Genomic DNA, 16384 nt, shown 5'->3' with positions numbered 1-16384 from the left:
TCTAACTTCTTCAAATTTTACGGCTCACTCGCATGAAATCATGGATTTCCAGTACCCTTTTTGTGCCTTTTTTTCTGGCAATGGCATCCGCGATGCCCGTTTTTGCACAACCCGGAACCGTCTCGGCGGAGCAGGTATTGAGCAAGGTTTCAGACCAATTGAGCCACCGGAAAGTGCTGCATTACCAGTATTGGCGGGAGCTAAATTACGCTTCGGAGGGCATTCATCAGAAGATGGATGGGATTTGTTACCTGGATTTTAGCTGGGCCGATCCGGCCGTGGGCTTTCGGTATCAGTTTAGCAATTCGGATGTGCTGGCGGTTTTCAATGGCTCCGAGAAGTTCGAATGTGACCGGAAAAATAAGACGCTGAGAGTGAACAGTAAACCGGAACGCCGGAATTTTGCGTCGCTTTCTTTCTTCTATGATTCTCCGGTAACGTTCCGCAATGCGTTGCCGGTGATTCTGGCGGACCCGTCAATTCCTAAAACCGTGCTGGATACGCTGGTGGATAAGAAATCGTTTTATGCCGTTTCCTTCGCCCTGAAGCAGAAAGTGATCGATTATTTGGGGACCTACCGCCCGATTACGGCGGACCGGTCGATTCGCTATCGTCTGTTAATCGACAAGGCGACTCATCTGCCCGTTGAAGTCATTCAGTCGAACAGCAGCAACCAGGATTTTACGAAAACCAGCTTTCAGTACCTCGATGAAACGGCGTCACCGGCCGATTCTTCCTGGTTTTACTCCAGTTACCAGACCGATTTCAACCTGGTAAATCCGGAAGACGAAAAGCTTCAACTGATTCAGGCGGATCAAACCGCGCCGGATTGGAAACTGCCGGTTTTTAATACCAACACAGAAATTGCCCTGAATCAGTTGAAGGGGAAGGTGGTTTTGCTGGAATTCTGGATTCGGAATTGTGGCTATTGTGTGACAGCCGTGCCAAAATTGAACGCCCTGTTTGACCACTATAAAAACACGAACTTCCAGTTGCTGGGCATCAATCCGCACGATTCGCCGGAAATTGTTGCGGTATTTAAACAGAAAATCCAGCCCCGTTATCCGCTTTTGTACCATGCTCAGGACATGGCAAAACGCTATGGAGTTGGCATTTTTCCCGTGGTGGTGTTGCTTGATAAAACCGGCAAAGTGATCTATTCGGGTGAATTTGTACCAGATAAAATCACTTTGCTGATTGACAAAAACCTGTAATATGCTGAAAATAGCGTTCTTTCGTAGTTTGCTATATATTGCTTTTTACTTAGTAAAGCAGAATCAAGCAGTCATTATGAAATGTCAGGTCGTAACTTACCGCTTTCATGCTGTGCAACAACTGTTTTCACGGGATATAAGTCAGGTTGAAGTTGATTATCAACATTACCCGAGCCGCAGCCTGAGGTAGACTATTCCCCAGCCGCGTCCTGATCCACCCAGACATAACCATTCGGGTGCGTTTGCATAATGCTCGCCGGAAAATCTTCCGTTACGGGGCCTTCGAGGGCGGTTTTAATCACCGGCGCTTTCTTGCTGCCGCTGGCAATCAGAATGGCTTCCCGCGCGTCCATCAATTGTTGTAAACCGGTTGTAACGCCCAGCGTCAGCGGAGTCGGTGTAGAAAAATACTTCTGCCCGACCGTAATGGTCGTTTCGGCCAGTTCGGAAACGTGGGCTTTCAGGGTAAACGGCGTGCCCGGCTCGTTCAAGGCGATGTGGCCGTTCAGACCGACGCCCACCAGAATGAGATCAAAACCGCCCCGCTCGTCCACAAACCGCGTCATGTCTTCACATTCCGCTTCCAGATCGTCAGCTTTGGCGTCGAAAAGGCGGTATTGGCCGGGCTGGATGTTGAGCGGCCCGAAGAGTTCGCGCTGGAGGTAATTTGCGCAGCTGCCTTCACTTTCCGGTCCCAAACCGACCCACTCGTCCAGCCCCACGAATGTGCAGCGGTCGACGCTGGTTTCGCCATTTTTTACCAGTTGAACGAGCGCACGGTAGGTGCCAACGGGTGTGTCGCCGGACGCGGCACAGATTAAAGCATCGGGTTTGCGGTTTAGCAGGTCGGCAATGTGCCGGGCTGTATGGCGGGAAAGCGTTTCGTAGTCGGCGAAAATCTGAAAATTCATAATCGGGTTTAGCAGTTAAGCCGCTAAAATACGGCGAAGCTGCTTATTTCTCTGCAAAGGGCTAAAAATCTATTTCCGGAATTCAATAAGCCGGATGACTGACCTGTTCAGGCATCAAACTCGCCGGACTACGGAAACGCATACACATTCTCAAATCGAAAACCGGGTTGGGCTAAACCGCCAGCAGCGTCCGCAAATCGGCCACCTGATTCCGGTGTCGGTCGATATGAAACCGCAGAAACGCAAACCGCTGCCCGATATCCAGCGGTCCCGAAATCGGGTGCGGATGAATGATGGCTTCAAAATCTTCGTCGGCCAACTCGTGGCTGAGTTTCGTCAACGGCTGCTGCAAACTCTCCAGCGCGGCCAGCCAGAAGGCCACCGAGCCGCCCATGCGGGGCGCGGCAATGGGCGGTACGACTTCTTTCGGTTGCCAGGTTCGTTCAATGATTTCTTCGATCGAGCGTCCCCGGTGAATAAGCTCGCCCTGGTAAACGGGCGGTTTTCCGTCCCGTTTGGCCTGCAAAATTTTCCACATGCCCCAAATTCCACCGTGTTCGGCCCAATACAAATGCTCGGTATTTTCCACGGCGCTCCAGGTGTCCGCATCGGGTTTCCAATGCGCCTGTTCTTCTGTAAGCTGTTGAACGTAAGCGATGTAGCGGTTTCGGGCGTCCGCTACCGACTGGAGAAGTTGATCAAGAAACATCCGGTTTTAGGGTTTACAAGTGCAGGTCGGCGAAATTAAGAAAACCGCAGCGGTTTTAGTCGTTACTTCAATTCGTGCAGGTACAAATAAATCGCTTTCAATTCGTCCTCGGTATACACGGTGGCGAAATACTTCCAGGGCATAAAATCGTTGATCACGCGCCCATCCGGGGTGTTGCCCGTCCGGATGGCGGTAACAAACTGGTCCGACGTCCATTTTCCAACGTTGCCCGTTTGAGTCAGGTCCGCAATAGGCGGTTCGCCGGGACTGTGGCCGGGGCCACCTTTGAAACTGGCCCCGTGGCAACCGGTACAGGTAACGGCCAGGTATTTTCCGTACTCGGCATCCACCGCGGCCGGTACGTTTTCGGCGGGCTGGGCCTCGTGGTCGATGACTTCTGCCGGAAAAAGCGGTAAGTCTCCGGTAAAGGCTAAAAACCGCCCCAGCGGTTTCACTTCTTTGGCCGGATGCCTTTTATCGACGGGTGGCTGACGCTTCAGGTAATAAATCAACGCGCCCAAATCCCGGTTCGACAGCGGGGCGCTGACTTCCGGTGACGGCATGAACCACAACGTTTTGTGGTCTTTTCCCAAACCGTGCCGCAAAGCGCGAACCCAGTCCTGATCAGTATACGAAATCCCGCCTTTTCCGGTGGTCAGGTTGGACGAGTACAAAATACCAATCGGTGTGCTTGCGTCGAAGAACGCTTTGCCACCGAAATCGGCATCGTGGCATTCCGCGCAACCCCGGATGCCCGCAATGTGCTTGCCCAAAGCGTAGGAAGCGGAATCGGTGGGAATAGTTAGCGGCTGCAAGTTGACGTCATACACTTTGTTGGCCCGCGATTCGGTTTGGAAATAAACAAAGGCATAAAAAGCAAGCAGTAAAACGATGACACTGCCTGCTACAATGCCGACCCATTTCAGGACTTTTCGGAGCATACTATTTTCGTTTAGAGGAAATTAAATGAACGGTGAACCGTGCCGCTTCCTGAACTTTCGGGTCCGTCGGCTTTACTTCCCAAAAGTTAAAGGGTTATCAGTCCGTTACTTCTAAGAATTGAGTGAAAGGTGATAAGCGCTTGGCGAATTGAGTATTCGGTAAGAAAACGGGATGGGATAGGAACACGGATCAGGCGGATTGAACGGATTTGCACAGATTAAAATTAAGATCAGTTATTTGTCCGTTCCATCCGCCTGATCCGTGTTCCTATCTAATTTTCCGGCATCAAGCGTGCTGAAGGTCAATCAATTCCAGGAATAGACGGGCGGCTGGTTCGATCAGGTCGTCGTTGAAATCGTAGTCGTCGTTGTGCAAAGCCGGGGAGGTTTCGCCCGCACCGATGCCAAACATCGCGCCTTTGTAGTGTTGCGTAAAAAGGCCAAAATCTTCGCCCCATTTGAACGGCTCCTGTTTTTCGGTAAACACATACCCAAGTTTCAGAGCACTGGTTCTGACTTGCTCAAACGCATCGGCGTGGTTCTGGCTGGCAAAAAAAACTTCGGTAATGGCGGTTGTGATGTAGATACCGGTTCCCGCGCTCAGATCGGCTAGCAGGCTGAGGAGTTGATTGGTCAACCGTTCCATAGTCTGGCTCGTGCGGGTTCGGAGCGTCAGGTGAACCTCGCCGTATCCCGCCGATACCCCATACGATTTTTCGCCCATTGTGGTATAAACCGGGGTGATCAAAGCAAAATCCTCCGATCGACTGTCCGGGTTAACTAGTTGCCCACTTTTCAGGGTAAAATCCGCCATCAGATAAGCCGGATTAATGCCTTTTTCGGGTTCCGCCGAATGCGAAACTTTGCCCGTAAACGTCACAATCAGAGTTTGAACGGATGACGTAAACGGGCCAGGTTTGCAGACAATGGTTCCCGGACTAAAACCGGGCAGGTTGTGCAACGCAAAAACCCGGTCGGGGCGGATGTTGGCAAAGGCAGGATCGTCCAGAACGGCCCGGGCACCTTCTCCGGTTTCTTCGGCGGGTTGAAAAAGCAGATAAACCCGGCCTTTCAGCGACGGTTTTTCGGCTAGATGAGCCGCCAGCCGGACCAGAATGGCCGCGTGTCCGTCGTGTCCGCACTTGTGCGAAACGCCTTCCGTGCGGGATTTGTGCGCAAAATCATTGACTTCCTGAATCGGTAGCGCATCGATATCCGCCCGGATCAGGGTAACCGGCCCGGTCTGCTCGTGGCCGTATTGCAGCAGCAACCCGGTTTTTCCCACGTCGAGCAACCTGACCGGAGCAAACGGGCTGACAACGGTTTTTATCCGTTTGCGGGTTTCAAATTCCTGGCCGGATAGTTCCGGAAAACGGTGCAGTTCGCGTCTGAAGTCAATAAAAGGCGTTGACATGGAAATCGGTTAAATGGGTTTAGCGCAAAAACCAGCGCATTAAAAGTAGGGAAAGCGGCTGAAAATTTCCAACAATTCTGGCCGTATTGGAACGAACTCCCCATCCTATTTGTACTTCTGTTTAGATTTATTCTAAATAATTGTCAATGGAAACCAAATCAAGCCACCAGCCCCCCGGAAGACCCGTGCGGCAGATTCTGCTCGAAATGCTGCAAGTCGTCGCTTTTACCGACGTAACCCCACACATGCGACGGGTTCTGTTTGTGGCAAAAGACCTGATTGGAACGCCCGGTCTGACGCCCGGTATACACCTGAAAGTTTTGATTCCTCAGCCGGGGCAGCTCAAACCGGTGTTCCCCACCATCGGCGAAGGCGGTCGGCCCATTCCGCCACCCGAACACGAACGCCCGACGGTGCGAACCTACACCTTACGTCATTTTGATGCGGAAACGGGTGAACTGTCCATTGATTTCATTCTTCACGGCGATGAAGGCCCTGCGTCGGCCTGGGCCACGAATGTGCGAGTGGGCGATTACCTGGGCGTTGCGCTGCGGCCCGGAATGCCGTATCGGGAAGCGCAGTGGTATCTGCTGGCGGGCGACCAGACGGCCTTACCGGCCATTAGCGCCATTCTGGAACGCTTGCCCGCTTCGGCCCGGGGGCTGGCCTTGATCGAAATCCCGGACGCAGGCGAGGAGCAAGTTCTTGATTTTGAAGCCGGTATTGAACTCCGCTGGCTGCATCGAAACGGCGTTGAAGCCGGAAAAGGTACAGTTTTACAGGACGCCATTCGTTCGGCGGACTTGCCGGATGGCCGTTCGGAAAGCCGCTTTGTGTGGGTAGCTACGGAATCGTCGGCGGCCAAAGAAATCCGCACCTATTTGCGCACAACGTACCAACTGGCCAACCATGAGTTACACGCGGTGGCCTACTGGAAACTCGGTATGGACGAAGAAACGTACCACGAATTACGTCATCAGGAAGCGGATGAATAGATTTGCGGTAACTTACCGTCCTAATTTTAAAATAGCCATGATTCAGTTCAAGCGGTTAGATCATATCCTTATTTCGATTCCGGAAGGAAAAAAAGAAGAAGCCCGGGCGTTTTACGGCACAGTGCTGGACCTGGACGAAGTTCCGGGCGAGCACCCCGGTGGCGCCCTGTGGTTTTCGATCGCCGATATTCAGTTGCACCTCCGCGAAGAAGCCGCCGGTCCGTATTCCAAACGGCACCCGGCTTTTGAAATTACGAATCTGGATGAAGCCAAACAGCAACTGGAAAGCCACGGCATCGAACTTACGTATTCCTCCGAGATTGACGGACGGCAACGATTCTTCTTCCACGACCCGTTCGATAACCGAATCGAATTGCTGCAATTTGTTGATTGATAGCCTGCTGGGCAGTTTTGCAGGAAGCGGAAAGAAAGCCGAATGCGGTTTTCTTTCTTTCCGTTAAACCCCTATTTTTACTATCGAAAAGATAGCAGGCTCCTAACGGATACCGGTATTTTAAACAGCGAACAAACGACCATGGTCAGGCAGAAGGAAACCATCGTGCATACCAAAAGTGCCTGCGCCCGCAGTTTGGCCGGTGTTCGGGATGCGCTTTATGTGCTCAATGGCAAGTGGAAGTTGCCCATCATTATTGCTTTGTCAGAAGGTCCTTTGCGCTTCAAGGACCTGCAACGGCGGGTGGAAGGCATTACGCCCAAATTGCTCTCGAAAGAGTTGAAGGAGCTCGAACAAAATGAGTTCGTCGTGCGTCATGTTTATCCCCAAATACCAGTTTTGATCGAATACGAACTGACCGAATACAGCAATTCACTGGACGACATCATCGAGGCCATGGCAGACTGGGGTTTGCAACACCGGGCGCGGATTCAGTCCCGGTGAGGAAATACGGTTTCAGAATTCAGTCGTCAGAACTGAAAGTAAATGAACGAGTTACTGCTTTTCTGCGTCAGAATTAGCAAAATCACCATACCGGTCCAGATCAGACTGAGCAGCCACCACGGCATTCGGGAGCCTAATTTCACCAGCGACGAATGGCGCATGAACCAGTGACAGGAAATCAGGATCACCGTCACCGTGCCGACTTTCAGAATGTCGAGCGACGTGAGCAGGGCCGCGCCGTTGGGAATCACACCAAACATCGACAACAGAATCCGCATGGCGCTACCGAAATCGGGGGCGCGGAAAAACACCCAGGTGATGTCGACCAGAAAAAGCGTTAACAGCGCCAGACCGAACTTGCCCACTCGTCCATTCCACGAAACCGGAATGATCGAAGCCTGCGCGATGGACCCGGTTAAGACGTTGTCGGACTGATTGGTGCCGGCAAAACTCCGCTGCCGTTTACCGGACCAGTCCCGGATCAGCCGTTCGGCGCACAGAAAAATCCCGTGCAAACCGCCCCAGACCACGAAATTCCAGGAAGCGCCGTGCCACAAGCCACCCAGCAACATGGTGATCATCAGGTTAATATACGTCCGAACATTGCCTTTGCGGTTTCCACCCAGCGGAATATAGAGGTAATCGCGCAGCCAGGTTGAGAGCGTAATGTGCCAGCGACGCCAGAAGTCAGAAAAACCGATGGCAGCATAAGGATACCGGAAATTGTCGGGCAGGACGAAGCCCAGGCAGAGGGAAATGCCGATGGCGCAGGTCGAATAGCCCGCAAAATCGCAGAAGATCTGCCCCGAAAAGGCCATTACGCCCACCCAGGCATCCAGCGGCTGCACCGGGAAAGGAACGCCAAAAACCGTATCGGCCGAGTCGGCCAGCAGCGTATCGGCAACGACCACTTTCATGAACAGGCCGAGCGAAAGCAGAAAAAGCCCCCACGTCATCTGTTGGCTCGTCGCGCGGTGCGGCACTTTAAACTGCGGAATCAAATCTTCGGGCCGGACAATCGGCCCGGCAACCAGGTGCGGAAAGAACGTCACAAACAGCGCGAAATTCAGGAAGGACGGCTCCGGTTCGGCTTTCCGGCGATACACATCCAGCGTATAGGAAAGGGTTACGAAGGTGTAAAATGAAATGCCGACGGGTAGGATTATATCGGGTTTGGCCGCCTGAAACGCAATGCCGACCGACGACAGTAAAGCCGTAAAGTTTTCCAGCAGAAAACCGCCGTATTTGAAATAACTCAACATACCCAGATTCAGCAACAGGCTGACGGTGAGCAGCAATTTTCGGGGGGCGGATCGCTGTTCGCGGGAAATTAGCCGGGCCATGTAAAAATCCACGACCGTCGAAAGCCAGAGCAGCAGAATAAATGGCGGATTCCAGAGGGCATAGAACAAGTAGCTGGCCAGCAGCAGGTTAATCTTCTTTGCTTTCCACGGCAGTGGCAGGTTGTGCAGCACCAGGAGCAGAACGAAGAAGAGGGCGAAACTGTAGGAGTTGAAAACCATGATCGTTTTTAGCTAGTTGTGGACAGAACGTGAAGCCGTTGCCAGCGGTGTTTTGGCCGCGCGTATCCGGATGGGCCAGCCGGTTTTCTGTTGCAGAATCGGGATAAAATCCTGCGTGAACGTAACCGCATCTTTCGGGGCCAGGTGCGACCATTCCGGGCAGCGGTATTTGGATAATGCCGGGTAATCTTCAAAATAAATGCCCGGCGTGTTCGTATGCGCCAGCAGCCGATCCCAATACTGTTCCCGCGGATGGCTCTTTTTTTCGATTTCGCGGAACACACCGTCCGAAGGCATCCGAACAAAAACCACCTTGCCGCCCCGCGCCCGAATCTGATCCACCGACTTTTTAACGGAGTTCAGGATGGCCGTCAGCAGAAAGGGAGGCAGGCTCTGTTTGGGGCTGTGGGCACCAATGTCCATCCAAACCGCCTTTACTTTATTCTGAATGGCGGTATCGGCCACCATGGCGTCCGTCATGATTTCCTGCCGGTCGAATTTGGTCACCGAAAATTCGCGGGGAAACTTCGGCCCACCCCAGGTGCCCGGCCGGGGCGGAATGGGCAAGTCCGTGAGCAACGGCCGAAGCGCCAACCGTTCTTCATCCAGAAAATAAAGCCAGGGTTCCAGCACCCGGTTGATGTGGAAGCTAAGTTGCTGGGAAAGCGACCATTTGGGGTAAAAATTAACCCGCTTGGTGGCTTCCCGCTCCGGAAAAGAGCCGTCGGGCGTAAAGAAAAGGCCTTCGGTAACGCCAATAATCAACGTTCCCTTGAAATTTTCGTCGTTCGCTAGGTCCGTCAGCAACGGCCGGGGCGCGGTTCCCGCCAGGGCCAGCTGCACCGGTTTTTCACCGGTTACACTTTCCCAGGTATCCAGATCCAGATCGAACTTGACGCGCGATGAACCAATAATTACCGGTCGCGACGGGCTGCTCTGGTAAATCTCTTTCCGGGTGTGCGCCCACAAACTCTCGTCGTCGTTGAAGGAAAGCCCGAGGTGCTGACTGCGGCAATACAGTTCCCAGCCAACGACGAATGTCAGAACACAAACCAGTGTCAGAACGCTTGCTTTTTGAAGAGGTGTCATTTGTTTATAGGTTATTGTATTGTATATCAGCGAGTTTGGGATAATTTACAAAAAGGCGAATTTGAAATAGGCGTATTATTTATTAATTGGTCGAACATTGGGTATTTCTACCTGATTTTGCTTCCCGGCAGTGCTCTAACGATGCGGTTTTGACCTTTTTGCGGTTTTTTAGCCCGCCCAATAGCCCATCTGATTTTCTTTCCGTAGTTATCTGGAACAATCGACTGATGATGGGAAATTCTACGGGTTATTTTCGGGAAATACGAACGGGCGCTCTGCTAACCACCGCCCTTTTTGCGCTTTTCCTGTATTACAACTGGCACTTGCCGACCGCCGAACTTTTGCTGGACAGCCCGTATTTCATCGGTTTGTATTTCCTGACCTTCACCATTGGCCAGCCGGAAGTGGCCGGGCAGCTCAAACGGAACGCCAGCGTCAGCCTGGAACGCGCCGTTTTGGTGCCGGTTTTGCTGCTAGTGATTCTCTATTCGTATGTAGGATTTCACGGCCATTCGCCCTTCAAAGGCTCAGCCGCCTTGTTTTTCTTTTACCTGTTATTTCCGGCACTCGGTTTTTGGGCGTATCAAAAAGCCGCTCGGCCCATTCAGTGGACGGACTTCGGCTTTTATTTTCTCTTCTTGATTCCGGCCACCTCCATTTCCGTCGGGACAAAGACCAATTTGCCGTTCAACGGCGCGGGGTTCAGCAATGTGCTGCGGTTTGTGCTGATTCTGACGGCCGTCTACAGTTTCGGCACCATCCGGAATCTGCCCGAGATTGGCTTTTTCCCGATGTTCAAAGGGAAGTATCTTAAAACCGCGATCGGGGTTTGGCTGGCTTTCATTGCGCTAACCGGGGTGATCGCGTATGCCAGCGGTTTTCTCAAAACCAGCGGCTACGAACCCCTCTCAGTCGTCCTCATTCCCCTCGCCATTGGCGAAATGATCCGGATTTTTTTCGGCACGGCTTTATTTGAAGAACTTTTCCTGCGGGGAATTTTGCAAAACATGCTGGCCCGGAAAATAACGGAATCCGGCGTCTGGAAAACCTACTGGACGTGGGGATTTGCCGTATTCCTGCTGCTTTCGCTGCTCACCGGTTATCTGATGCATCCGGCTTTGCTGTGGGTGCCGGTTCTGATTACGGTGGTGCTGTTTCTGGCTGCCTATGTTATCGAAAAAAAGCAACTCGACCGGCATGGCCCATACACCGCGCTGGCGATCACGAGTGTGTTTTTTGGTCTGGTCCATTTCCACGCGGGCTCGCTGGTTTTTGTGGGTTTGGCCAGTATCGCGGGCTGGGGCTACGGTTACACGTATATCAAAACGAAAAATGTCTTTTATGCCGCGCTGGTTCACACGCTCGTCAATTCGTCGGAGTTCTTATTTCATCTGGAAACCTTGAAATGAAAGAGACAGCTCGAAGCTATTTTGTAATATATTTTCCAAAATTAGTAACATCGTAACGGACAAGGACAACAACTTTCAACTATTCATTTTATTTTTGGGTATCCGCCCCGCTGGGCGGTCAATAGCTCTAACCCCGTGAAACAAAACCGTTTAGGTCCAAAACCCAGGTTGTGGTTAAAAATCCTGTTGCTTGGTTTGGTGCTGGCTGCGTCCGTGTTTAATGTATACCGGACCAACCGCCCGCGGCAGCCGGTTAGTTTGCTGGAATTGTCAACGCTGAGCCTGCTCTCGGAATACGACGACTATTAGCGGTCGCCGTAAAAGCTGGATTTACCGGAAATGGTATTTTAAAAATAGTTCTTTCTTTAGATAGACTGCTAGATAACCACCGTATTTTTGATGTAGAAATACCATGGAAGAAGTAGGCCGGCCAGCTACCAGGGTGACTGTTGTTCAACAGTACGTCTTTTTTATACTCTTAGCGATCACGTTTTTATCCGCACTTTTCTTTAAGCCTTTTCTGAAATTTACAGACCTTTCTTTTATTAATGTAAAAGCTCATTTTTTTTACATCGTTCCACCCGTATTTATCATCCTCGTTTCTGTTTATTTATTTCTTGGTAGGTATACACTTAGTTTTAATTGGATTGATTTTTTACTGATCGCCTACGCTTGCTACAGTTTGTTGAACTATAATTTGCTTGGGTTTGGGTATAATGAAAATCTGGCATCTTTTACGTTATCCATTCTGTCCATTCTACTCCTGAAGCAGTTTTATACTCCTAAATCGTTCGGGGTACACCCACTATACGGCTGCTTCTTTTTGTTACTTCTCTTCGGCTTCTATGAAGTAGTATACGGTGAGTTGCAGATTTTTGGCTACCGATCCAGCCATCATAAATTATTCAGCATTACCGGTACTTTCCATAATCCGGGACCTTATGCGATTTTTCTAAGCCCTATTTTCGTCGTTTCACTGGCCATCCTTCTGTTTCCTCCATCGTATTCACTTTTAAGTAAACTATTGACTATTGCAAGCTGGTTTTCGGTGGTTGGTATCAGTATTATTCTTCCGGCAACCCAATCCCGAACGGCCTGGGTTGGAACCTTAATCGGCGCAGTATTTGTCTTAGTCGTAAAATTTAAAAAAGAAATTTCGTTTCACTATTTCCGAATAAAATCCGTTTATCGGGTTGGCGTATTGCTGACGATTATTTTTGGGTTACTGGCGGGGGCCTACCTGCTTTATCAATACAAACCGGCGTCGGCCGAGGGCCGGGCGCTGGTCTGGCGCGAAGGGGCTGGATTGTTCCGGAAACATGCTTTGTGGGGATTGGGGTTTGAACAATTCAAAGCCAATTTCGGGAATATACAAAGTGCGTTTATGGAAAAGCATTTAAATGATCTATCACTGATTGAACGGGCCGATTATGTGCCTTACGCCTTTAATGATTTTCTGCAGATCATACTTGAAAATGGCCTTATAGGGCTTGGTATTTTTAGTGCGTTTCTCGTTTTAACACTCAGGAAAGGGGTTAAGCAACTGCACACTGCGTCAGCCTTTCTGATTGGATCAATGGGTGCTTTGCTGACACTTATTGTCGCCGGGTTTTTCTCTTATCCATTCGAAGTTCCGGTTATTTGGGTTTTATTCCTGTTTTTTATCAGCGTGGTATCGTATCCGCCCATGGGAGAGACGCTAAGCATACCGGGCCGGATAGGGATTGTAAAAATTCTCTGTCTACTCACGATTGCGTTGATGGTCATGGTTCTTAAAAGCGAAATTCATTTAATTAAAGCCAAAACAGACTGGAAAAAAGCGAGGGATTTATTATCGGGCCACTCGTTCAATAAATCGGCAGAACTCTATCGGACTGTTCTCCAGGAATTGCCCGACACGCCGGAAGTTATGCTCGGTTACGGGAAGGCTTTGTACATGACCGGTGATTTTGCCCAAAGTGCAACGATACTTGAAAAGGCATCAACCCGAACCGCTGACCCCGTATTGTATACCAATCTGGGCAATGTCTATTTAAAGTTGGATAAGTATGATTTATCAGAAAAATCGTATAAAAAAGCGATTTCCATCATTCCTAATAAACTCTATCCCCGGTATTTACTGGCAATGATGTATCTGAAAACCGGGGATTCGGTTAAAGCCAGACAAACGGCTTTTTATATTGTAAACATGCCGGTTTCGATTCCCTCTCCGGCTTCCAGGCAAATTACTTTTGAAATGAAGAACCTTCTGGTTAAAACTGAAAAATCACGCTAAATCATACCGGTTTTTATGAAACGACTTCTTGCCATTCCAGTTCTGCTGAGCGGTTTTTTTCTGTTTTCCTGTACGACCGACAACGAAAAGAAAGAGAAACTGCTGAACGCTATCCTGACACATTATCAGGCGCCGGCCGACAGCCTACAGCGCCGGGCCGCGGCCTTTCTGGTCGGGCATATGGACGGCCTTTCGACCGGCGAATCCGAAACGGAAGATCTTGGAAAGGTAGATGCTGATTACCTCATTAACAACATCGATCTGGCTTTTAAAGCCGCTGCGGACCAATTGAAAGAAGGCTCGCTAACGTTCACCGATTTTTGCGAATACGTCTTGCCGTATCGTTTGGCGAATGAGCCGCTAACCCCCTGGCGTGAGCAGTGTATCAAAGAGTTTAGCACCCTGCGTGATACGTTTCGCCAGGCGGAAGACCCGAATATGGCAATTTGCAAGAAAATAAATATCGATTTCTTCAATCAGTTTAAATACAGCATGAAGGCGCAACCGGCGAAGTATTTATCGTGGGGGCAACTGGCGAAGAATAAAGAGGGTGATTGCTGGACCATGACCAGTACCATCAGTTATCCCCTGCGCGCCCTGGGTGTGGCGGTTACGACGGATTTTGCGCCCATGTGGGGCAACAGCAACGGCGGCCCCCATGCCTGGAATGCCATGGTAACATCGAAGCACGACTGGGCCAAATTCATGGGTTGCGAACGGTATCCGGCATTTCCTGCCGACTTTGACCCGCTGGGAATCTATCACGAACAGCGACGACCGGCTAAAGTTTTTCGAAAAACGTATTCAATTAATAAAGCAACGCTACCCCATTTGCTGAACGACGAGGACGATATCCCGTATAATCTGTTGTTTGACCGGGTGATCGATGTGACGGATTTATACGTGCCAACGAGCACGATTGACATAAACCTGACTGGTGCTTCCGAGGTGGAAATGGCCTATCTGGCTACGTTTTCCAACGGAGAATGGATTCCGGTTTATTGGTCCAAACCCGTAAACAACCACTGCCGGTTTCAGAAGATGGCAACAGGACTGGTGTATTTGCCCTGCACCTATGAGGGCGGAAAGGGAGTGACTGCGCTCGACAGTCCTTTTTATATCGACGAAGCAACGGGCGAAAAAGTCGTGTGTCAACCCGATTCGAAGCAGAAAACCGCGGTTCCGGTTCAGCTAACCCGGTCAAAAATAACCGAAGAAGGGGCCGTTTATTCGCTGGGTTTGTCAGGAATTGCCCTTTTCCAGACCATGGATAGTGTTTGTCTGGGTTTAAAACGCAGCGAGCCGATAGCCGACAAAACATACCGGCTTTTCTACTGGCAGAACGGCTGGCAGATGACAGGTGAACAAAAGAAGCTGGCCAACCGGCCGTTGCAGTTCGAAAACATTCCGGCCGGTGCCCTTTACCGGCTATTACCGGACGACCCGAAAAATACGGAGCGAATTTTTACCGTTGCCAATAACCGCCAGCTTTGGTGGTAATTGACATTAACGTTCCGTCGGCCCGGGCTGATCCGGTTATTAATAATCGGCCCGGGCCGACGGAGTTAAAAAGCCATTCCTGCGTTTTTATAGGTGTAAACGCGGACGATCAGGCTCCCAACTGGTGCTGGAAACTGGCGTGATCCCAGTCGATGGCCACCGCTGTAATTCTGTCGTCTTCGTTGAAGCGGAAGATGAAAATGTGATCGCTGTTAAAACGCAGGCCTTTGCTGGTAATACCGGCAAAATCAGCGGTTTGAGTGCCGAACAGAGCCACGTTGCAAATGATTTTATCGCCGTCGGCGGTTACTTTATCGACGGTATTGTCGATGTCCGGGAAAGCGCCGATGACCCCCGTCCAGAAGTTTCGGCCCAGTTCGCCGATGGTGCCTTGCGGATCGGGGCCGAGCGGCATGAGCCAGAATTCGCCGTTTGGGTCGAACAGGGCCATCATCCGCTCAATATCGCGTTCCTGATACGCTGAGAAAAATTCAATGCTTGTGCCTTTCCGGGTCAGGTCGGTCAATGATTCGATTTGTGTAGTTTTCATGACATTTGGTTGGATAAATGATGCATCAAAATTACCTGACACGGCCCGGGCCTTATTGTACAAATGCGACATTTTGCGAAGACCAAAAACCGCCTTTTAGGATCTTAAAAAATTAGCCAGCTCCACATTGTTCCGAATATAAGCCGAAGGATTACGACCCGTAAAACCGGTAAACTCGCGGATAAAATGCGACTGATCGTAATAACCGGACCGGTAAATGAGATCGTGCCAATCGTTCACATTCCAGTGCTCGCCGGCCAATTGGGCACACAGATAACTGATGCGCCGGATGCGGGCGTAATATTTCGGACTGACCCCCACTTTTTGCAGAAATTTTCGTTCAAACTGCCGCCGACAGACGTACAGTTCATCCATTAACGCATTGATGTTGACGATGCCGCGCTGATCGACAATCCGGTTAGCAATATAATCCGTGCGGTCGGTTACGGCATTGGTGCGCGCCATCTGGCTGCTCAGAAATGCTTCCAGGATCCGGACTTTTCCGATGGCATCGCCGGACCCGGCCAGGCGTTCCTGCATGGTCTGGATGCGGTCGCCCAGGACGGCCGTTAGGTCGACGCGTTCATCCGTGAATTCATACATCGGTAATCCAAACAGGCTGTTCAGTCCCGCCGGGCGAAATACCGCTCCAATCATGCCAATCTGTCCCTGCAACTGGAGTTGATAGCTGCTCGTCGACTGCCCGCTCAGGAAGGAAACCGGCACTAGTTTGGTGCCGGTTTTCGGCGTTTGGAGCCGATACGGATCGCCATAATTGAAAACCAGCGAGCCATATCCGTTCGGGGGCGACTCGACGGTTATGGGCTGGAGCAACGACTGCGCGTTCTCCCAAACGAAGTAGCACTCGACAAACGGGCGCAGATGGGGAGCGGGTTGGTACTTCTGGTACAGCATGATACGAACAGGGGATCGTAGCAAGTTAGTGCTTTTTACCA

The 16384-nt window shown here is 50.9% G+C and carries 16 protein-coding genes; 8 read left to right on the top strand and 8 right to left on the bottom strand.

The annotated features are described in order from the left end of the window. Positions 1-32 precede the first annotated feature (32 nt). Positions 33-1214, top strand: a complete 1182-nt coding sequence (locus tag EHT87_RS30635) for a TlpA family protein disulfide reductase (protein ID WP_124910621.1) — start codon at positions 33-35, stop codon at positions 1212-1214. Positions 1215-1405: 191 nt separating this feature from the next. Here the strand turns inward: EHT87_RS30635 and EHT87_RS30630 are convergent, their stop codons facing one another. The 4 genes from EHT87_RS30630 to EHT87_RS30615 all read right to left on the bottom strand — a co-directional run bounded on the left by EHT87_RS30630 (position 1406) and on the right by EHT87_RS30615 (position 5189). Then, positions 1406-2125, bottom strand: coding sequence for a glucosamine-6-phosphate deaminase (locus EHT87_RS30630; RefSeq protein WP_124910620.1), 720 nt, complete (start codon positions 2123-2125; stop codon positions 1406-1408). Positions 2126-2297: 172 nt separating this feature from the next. After that, positions 2298-2834, bottom strand: coding sequence for a DinB family protein (locus tag EHT87_RS30625; RefSeq protein ID WP_124910619.1), 537 nt, complete (start codon positions 2832-2834; stop codon positions 2298-2300). A 62-nt stretch (positions 2835-2896) separates the two neighbouring features. After that, entirely contained in the window at positions 2897-3775 is an 879-nt protein-coding gene (locus EHT87_RS30620; RefSeq protein ID WP_124910618.1) for a c-type cytochrome, read from the bottom strand. 286 nt (positions 3776-4061) lie between these two features. Beyond that, positions 4062-5189, bottom strand: coding sequence for an amidohydrolase (locus EHT87_RS30615; protein ID WP_229321500.1), 1128 nt, complete (start codon positions 5187-5189; stop codon positions 4062-4064). A 146-nt stretch (positions 5190-5335) separates the two neighbouring features. Between EHT87_RS30615 and EHT87_RS30610 the strand changes: the two genes are divergently transcribed. The 3 genes from EHT87_RS30610 to EHT87_RS30600 all read left to right on the top strand — a co-directional run bounded on the left by EHT87_RS30610 (position 5336) and on the right by EHT87_RS30600 (position 7082). Further along, positions 5336-6184, top strand: coding sequence for a siderophore-interacting protein (locus EHT87_RS30610; protein WP_124910616.1), 849 nt, complete (start codon positions 5336-5338; stop codon positions 6182-6184). Positions 6185-6221: 37 nt separating this feature from the next. After that, positions 6222-6578 carry a VOC family protein gene (locus EHT87_RS30605; RefSeq protein ID WP_124910615.1) on the top strand — a complete coding sequence of 119 codons (357 nt, stop codon included), beginning with the start codon at positions 6222-6224 and terminating at the stop codon, positions 6576-6578. 141 nt (positions 6579-6719) lie between these two features. Further along, the gene (locus EHT87_RS30600; protein ID WP_124910614.1) at positions 6720-7082 is read left to right on the top strand and encodes a winged helix-turn-helix transcriptional regulator; all 363 of its coding nucleotides are present in this window, start codon (positions 6720-6722) and stop codon (positions 7080-7082) included. A gap of 26 nt (positions 7083-7108) precedes the next feature. Here the strand turns inward: EHT87_RS30600 and EHT87_RS30595 are convergent, their stop codons facing one another. Both EHT87_RS30595 and EHT87_RS30590 read right to left on the bottom strand, forming a co-directional pair. After that, positions 7109-8605 (bottom strand): MBOAT family O-acyltransferase, encoded by a 1497-nt coding sequence (locus EHT87_RS30595; protein ID WP_124910613.1) that lies wholly within the window; start codon positions 8603-8605, stop codon positions 7109-7111. A gap of 12 nt (positions 8606-8617) precedes the next feature. Beyond that, on the bottom strand, positions 8618-9694 hold the full coding sequence (locus tag EHT87_RS30590; RefSeq protein ID WP_124910612.1) for a hypothetical protein: 1077 nt from the start codon (positions 9692-9694) through the stop codon (positions 8618-8620). A 227-nt stretch (positions 9695-9921) separates the two neighbouring features. Between EHT87_RS30590 and EHT87_RS30585 the strand changes: the two genes are divergently transcribed. The 4 genes from EHT87_RS30585 to EHT87_RS30575 all read left to right on the top strand — a co-directional run bounded on the left by EHT87_RS30585 (position 9922) and on the right by EHT87_RS30575 (position 14878). After that, positions 9922-11103, top strand: coding sequence for a CPBP family intramembrane glutamic endopeptidase (locus EHT87_RS30585; RefSeq protein WP_124910611.1), 1182 nt, complete (start codon positions 9922-9924; stop codon positions 11101-11103). A 135-nt stretch (positions 11104-11238) separates the two neighbouring features. Next, positions 11239-11412, top strand: a complete 174-nt coding sequence (locus tag EHT87_RS31485; RefSeq protein ID WP_185716395.1) for a hypothetical protein — start codon at positions 11239-11241, stop codon at positions 11410-11412. A gap of 103 nt (positions 11413-11515) precedes the next feature. Next, a complete protein-coding gene (locus tag EHT87_RS30580) occupies positions 11516-13378 on the top strand; it encodes an O-antigen ligase family protein (RefSeq protein WP_124910610.1) in 1863 nt (620 codons plus the stop codon). A gap of 15 nt (positions 13379-13393) precedes the next feature. After that, positions 13394-14878 (top strand): transglutaminase domain-containing protein, encoded by a 1485-nt coding sequence (locus EHT87_RS30575; RefSeq protein WP_124910609.1) that lies wholly within the window; start codon positions 13394-13396, stop codon positions 14876-14878. Positions 14879-14987: 109 nt separating this feature from the next. Here EHT87_RS30575 and EHT87_RS30570 read toward each other — a convergent pair whose 3' ends face one another. Then, complete coding sequence (locus tag EHT87_RS30570) at positions 14988-15428, bottom strand: ester cyclase (RefSeq protein ID WP_124910608.1); 441 nt, start codon at positions 15426-15428, stop codon at positions 14988-14990. A 96-nt stretch (positions 15429-15524) separates the two neighbouring features. After that, positions 15525-16343: a DUF6597 domain-containing transcriptional factor gene (locus EHT87_RS30565; protein WP_124910607.1), complete on the bottom strand. Its 819-nt coding sequence runs from the start codon at positions 16341-16343 to the stop codon at positions 15525-15527. Positions 16344-16384 lie beyond the last annotated feature (41 nt).

Source organism: Larkinella knui (genome assembly GCF_003858645.1).
Taxonomy (GTDB): domain Bacteria; phylum Bacteroidota; class Bacteroidia; order Cytophagales; family Spirosomataceae; genus Larkinella; species Larkinella knui.
This window is presented reverse-complemented; position numbering and strand designations above follow the sequence as displayed.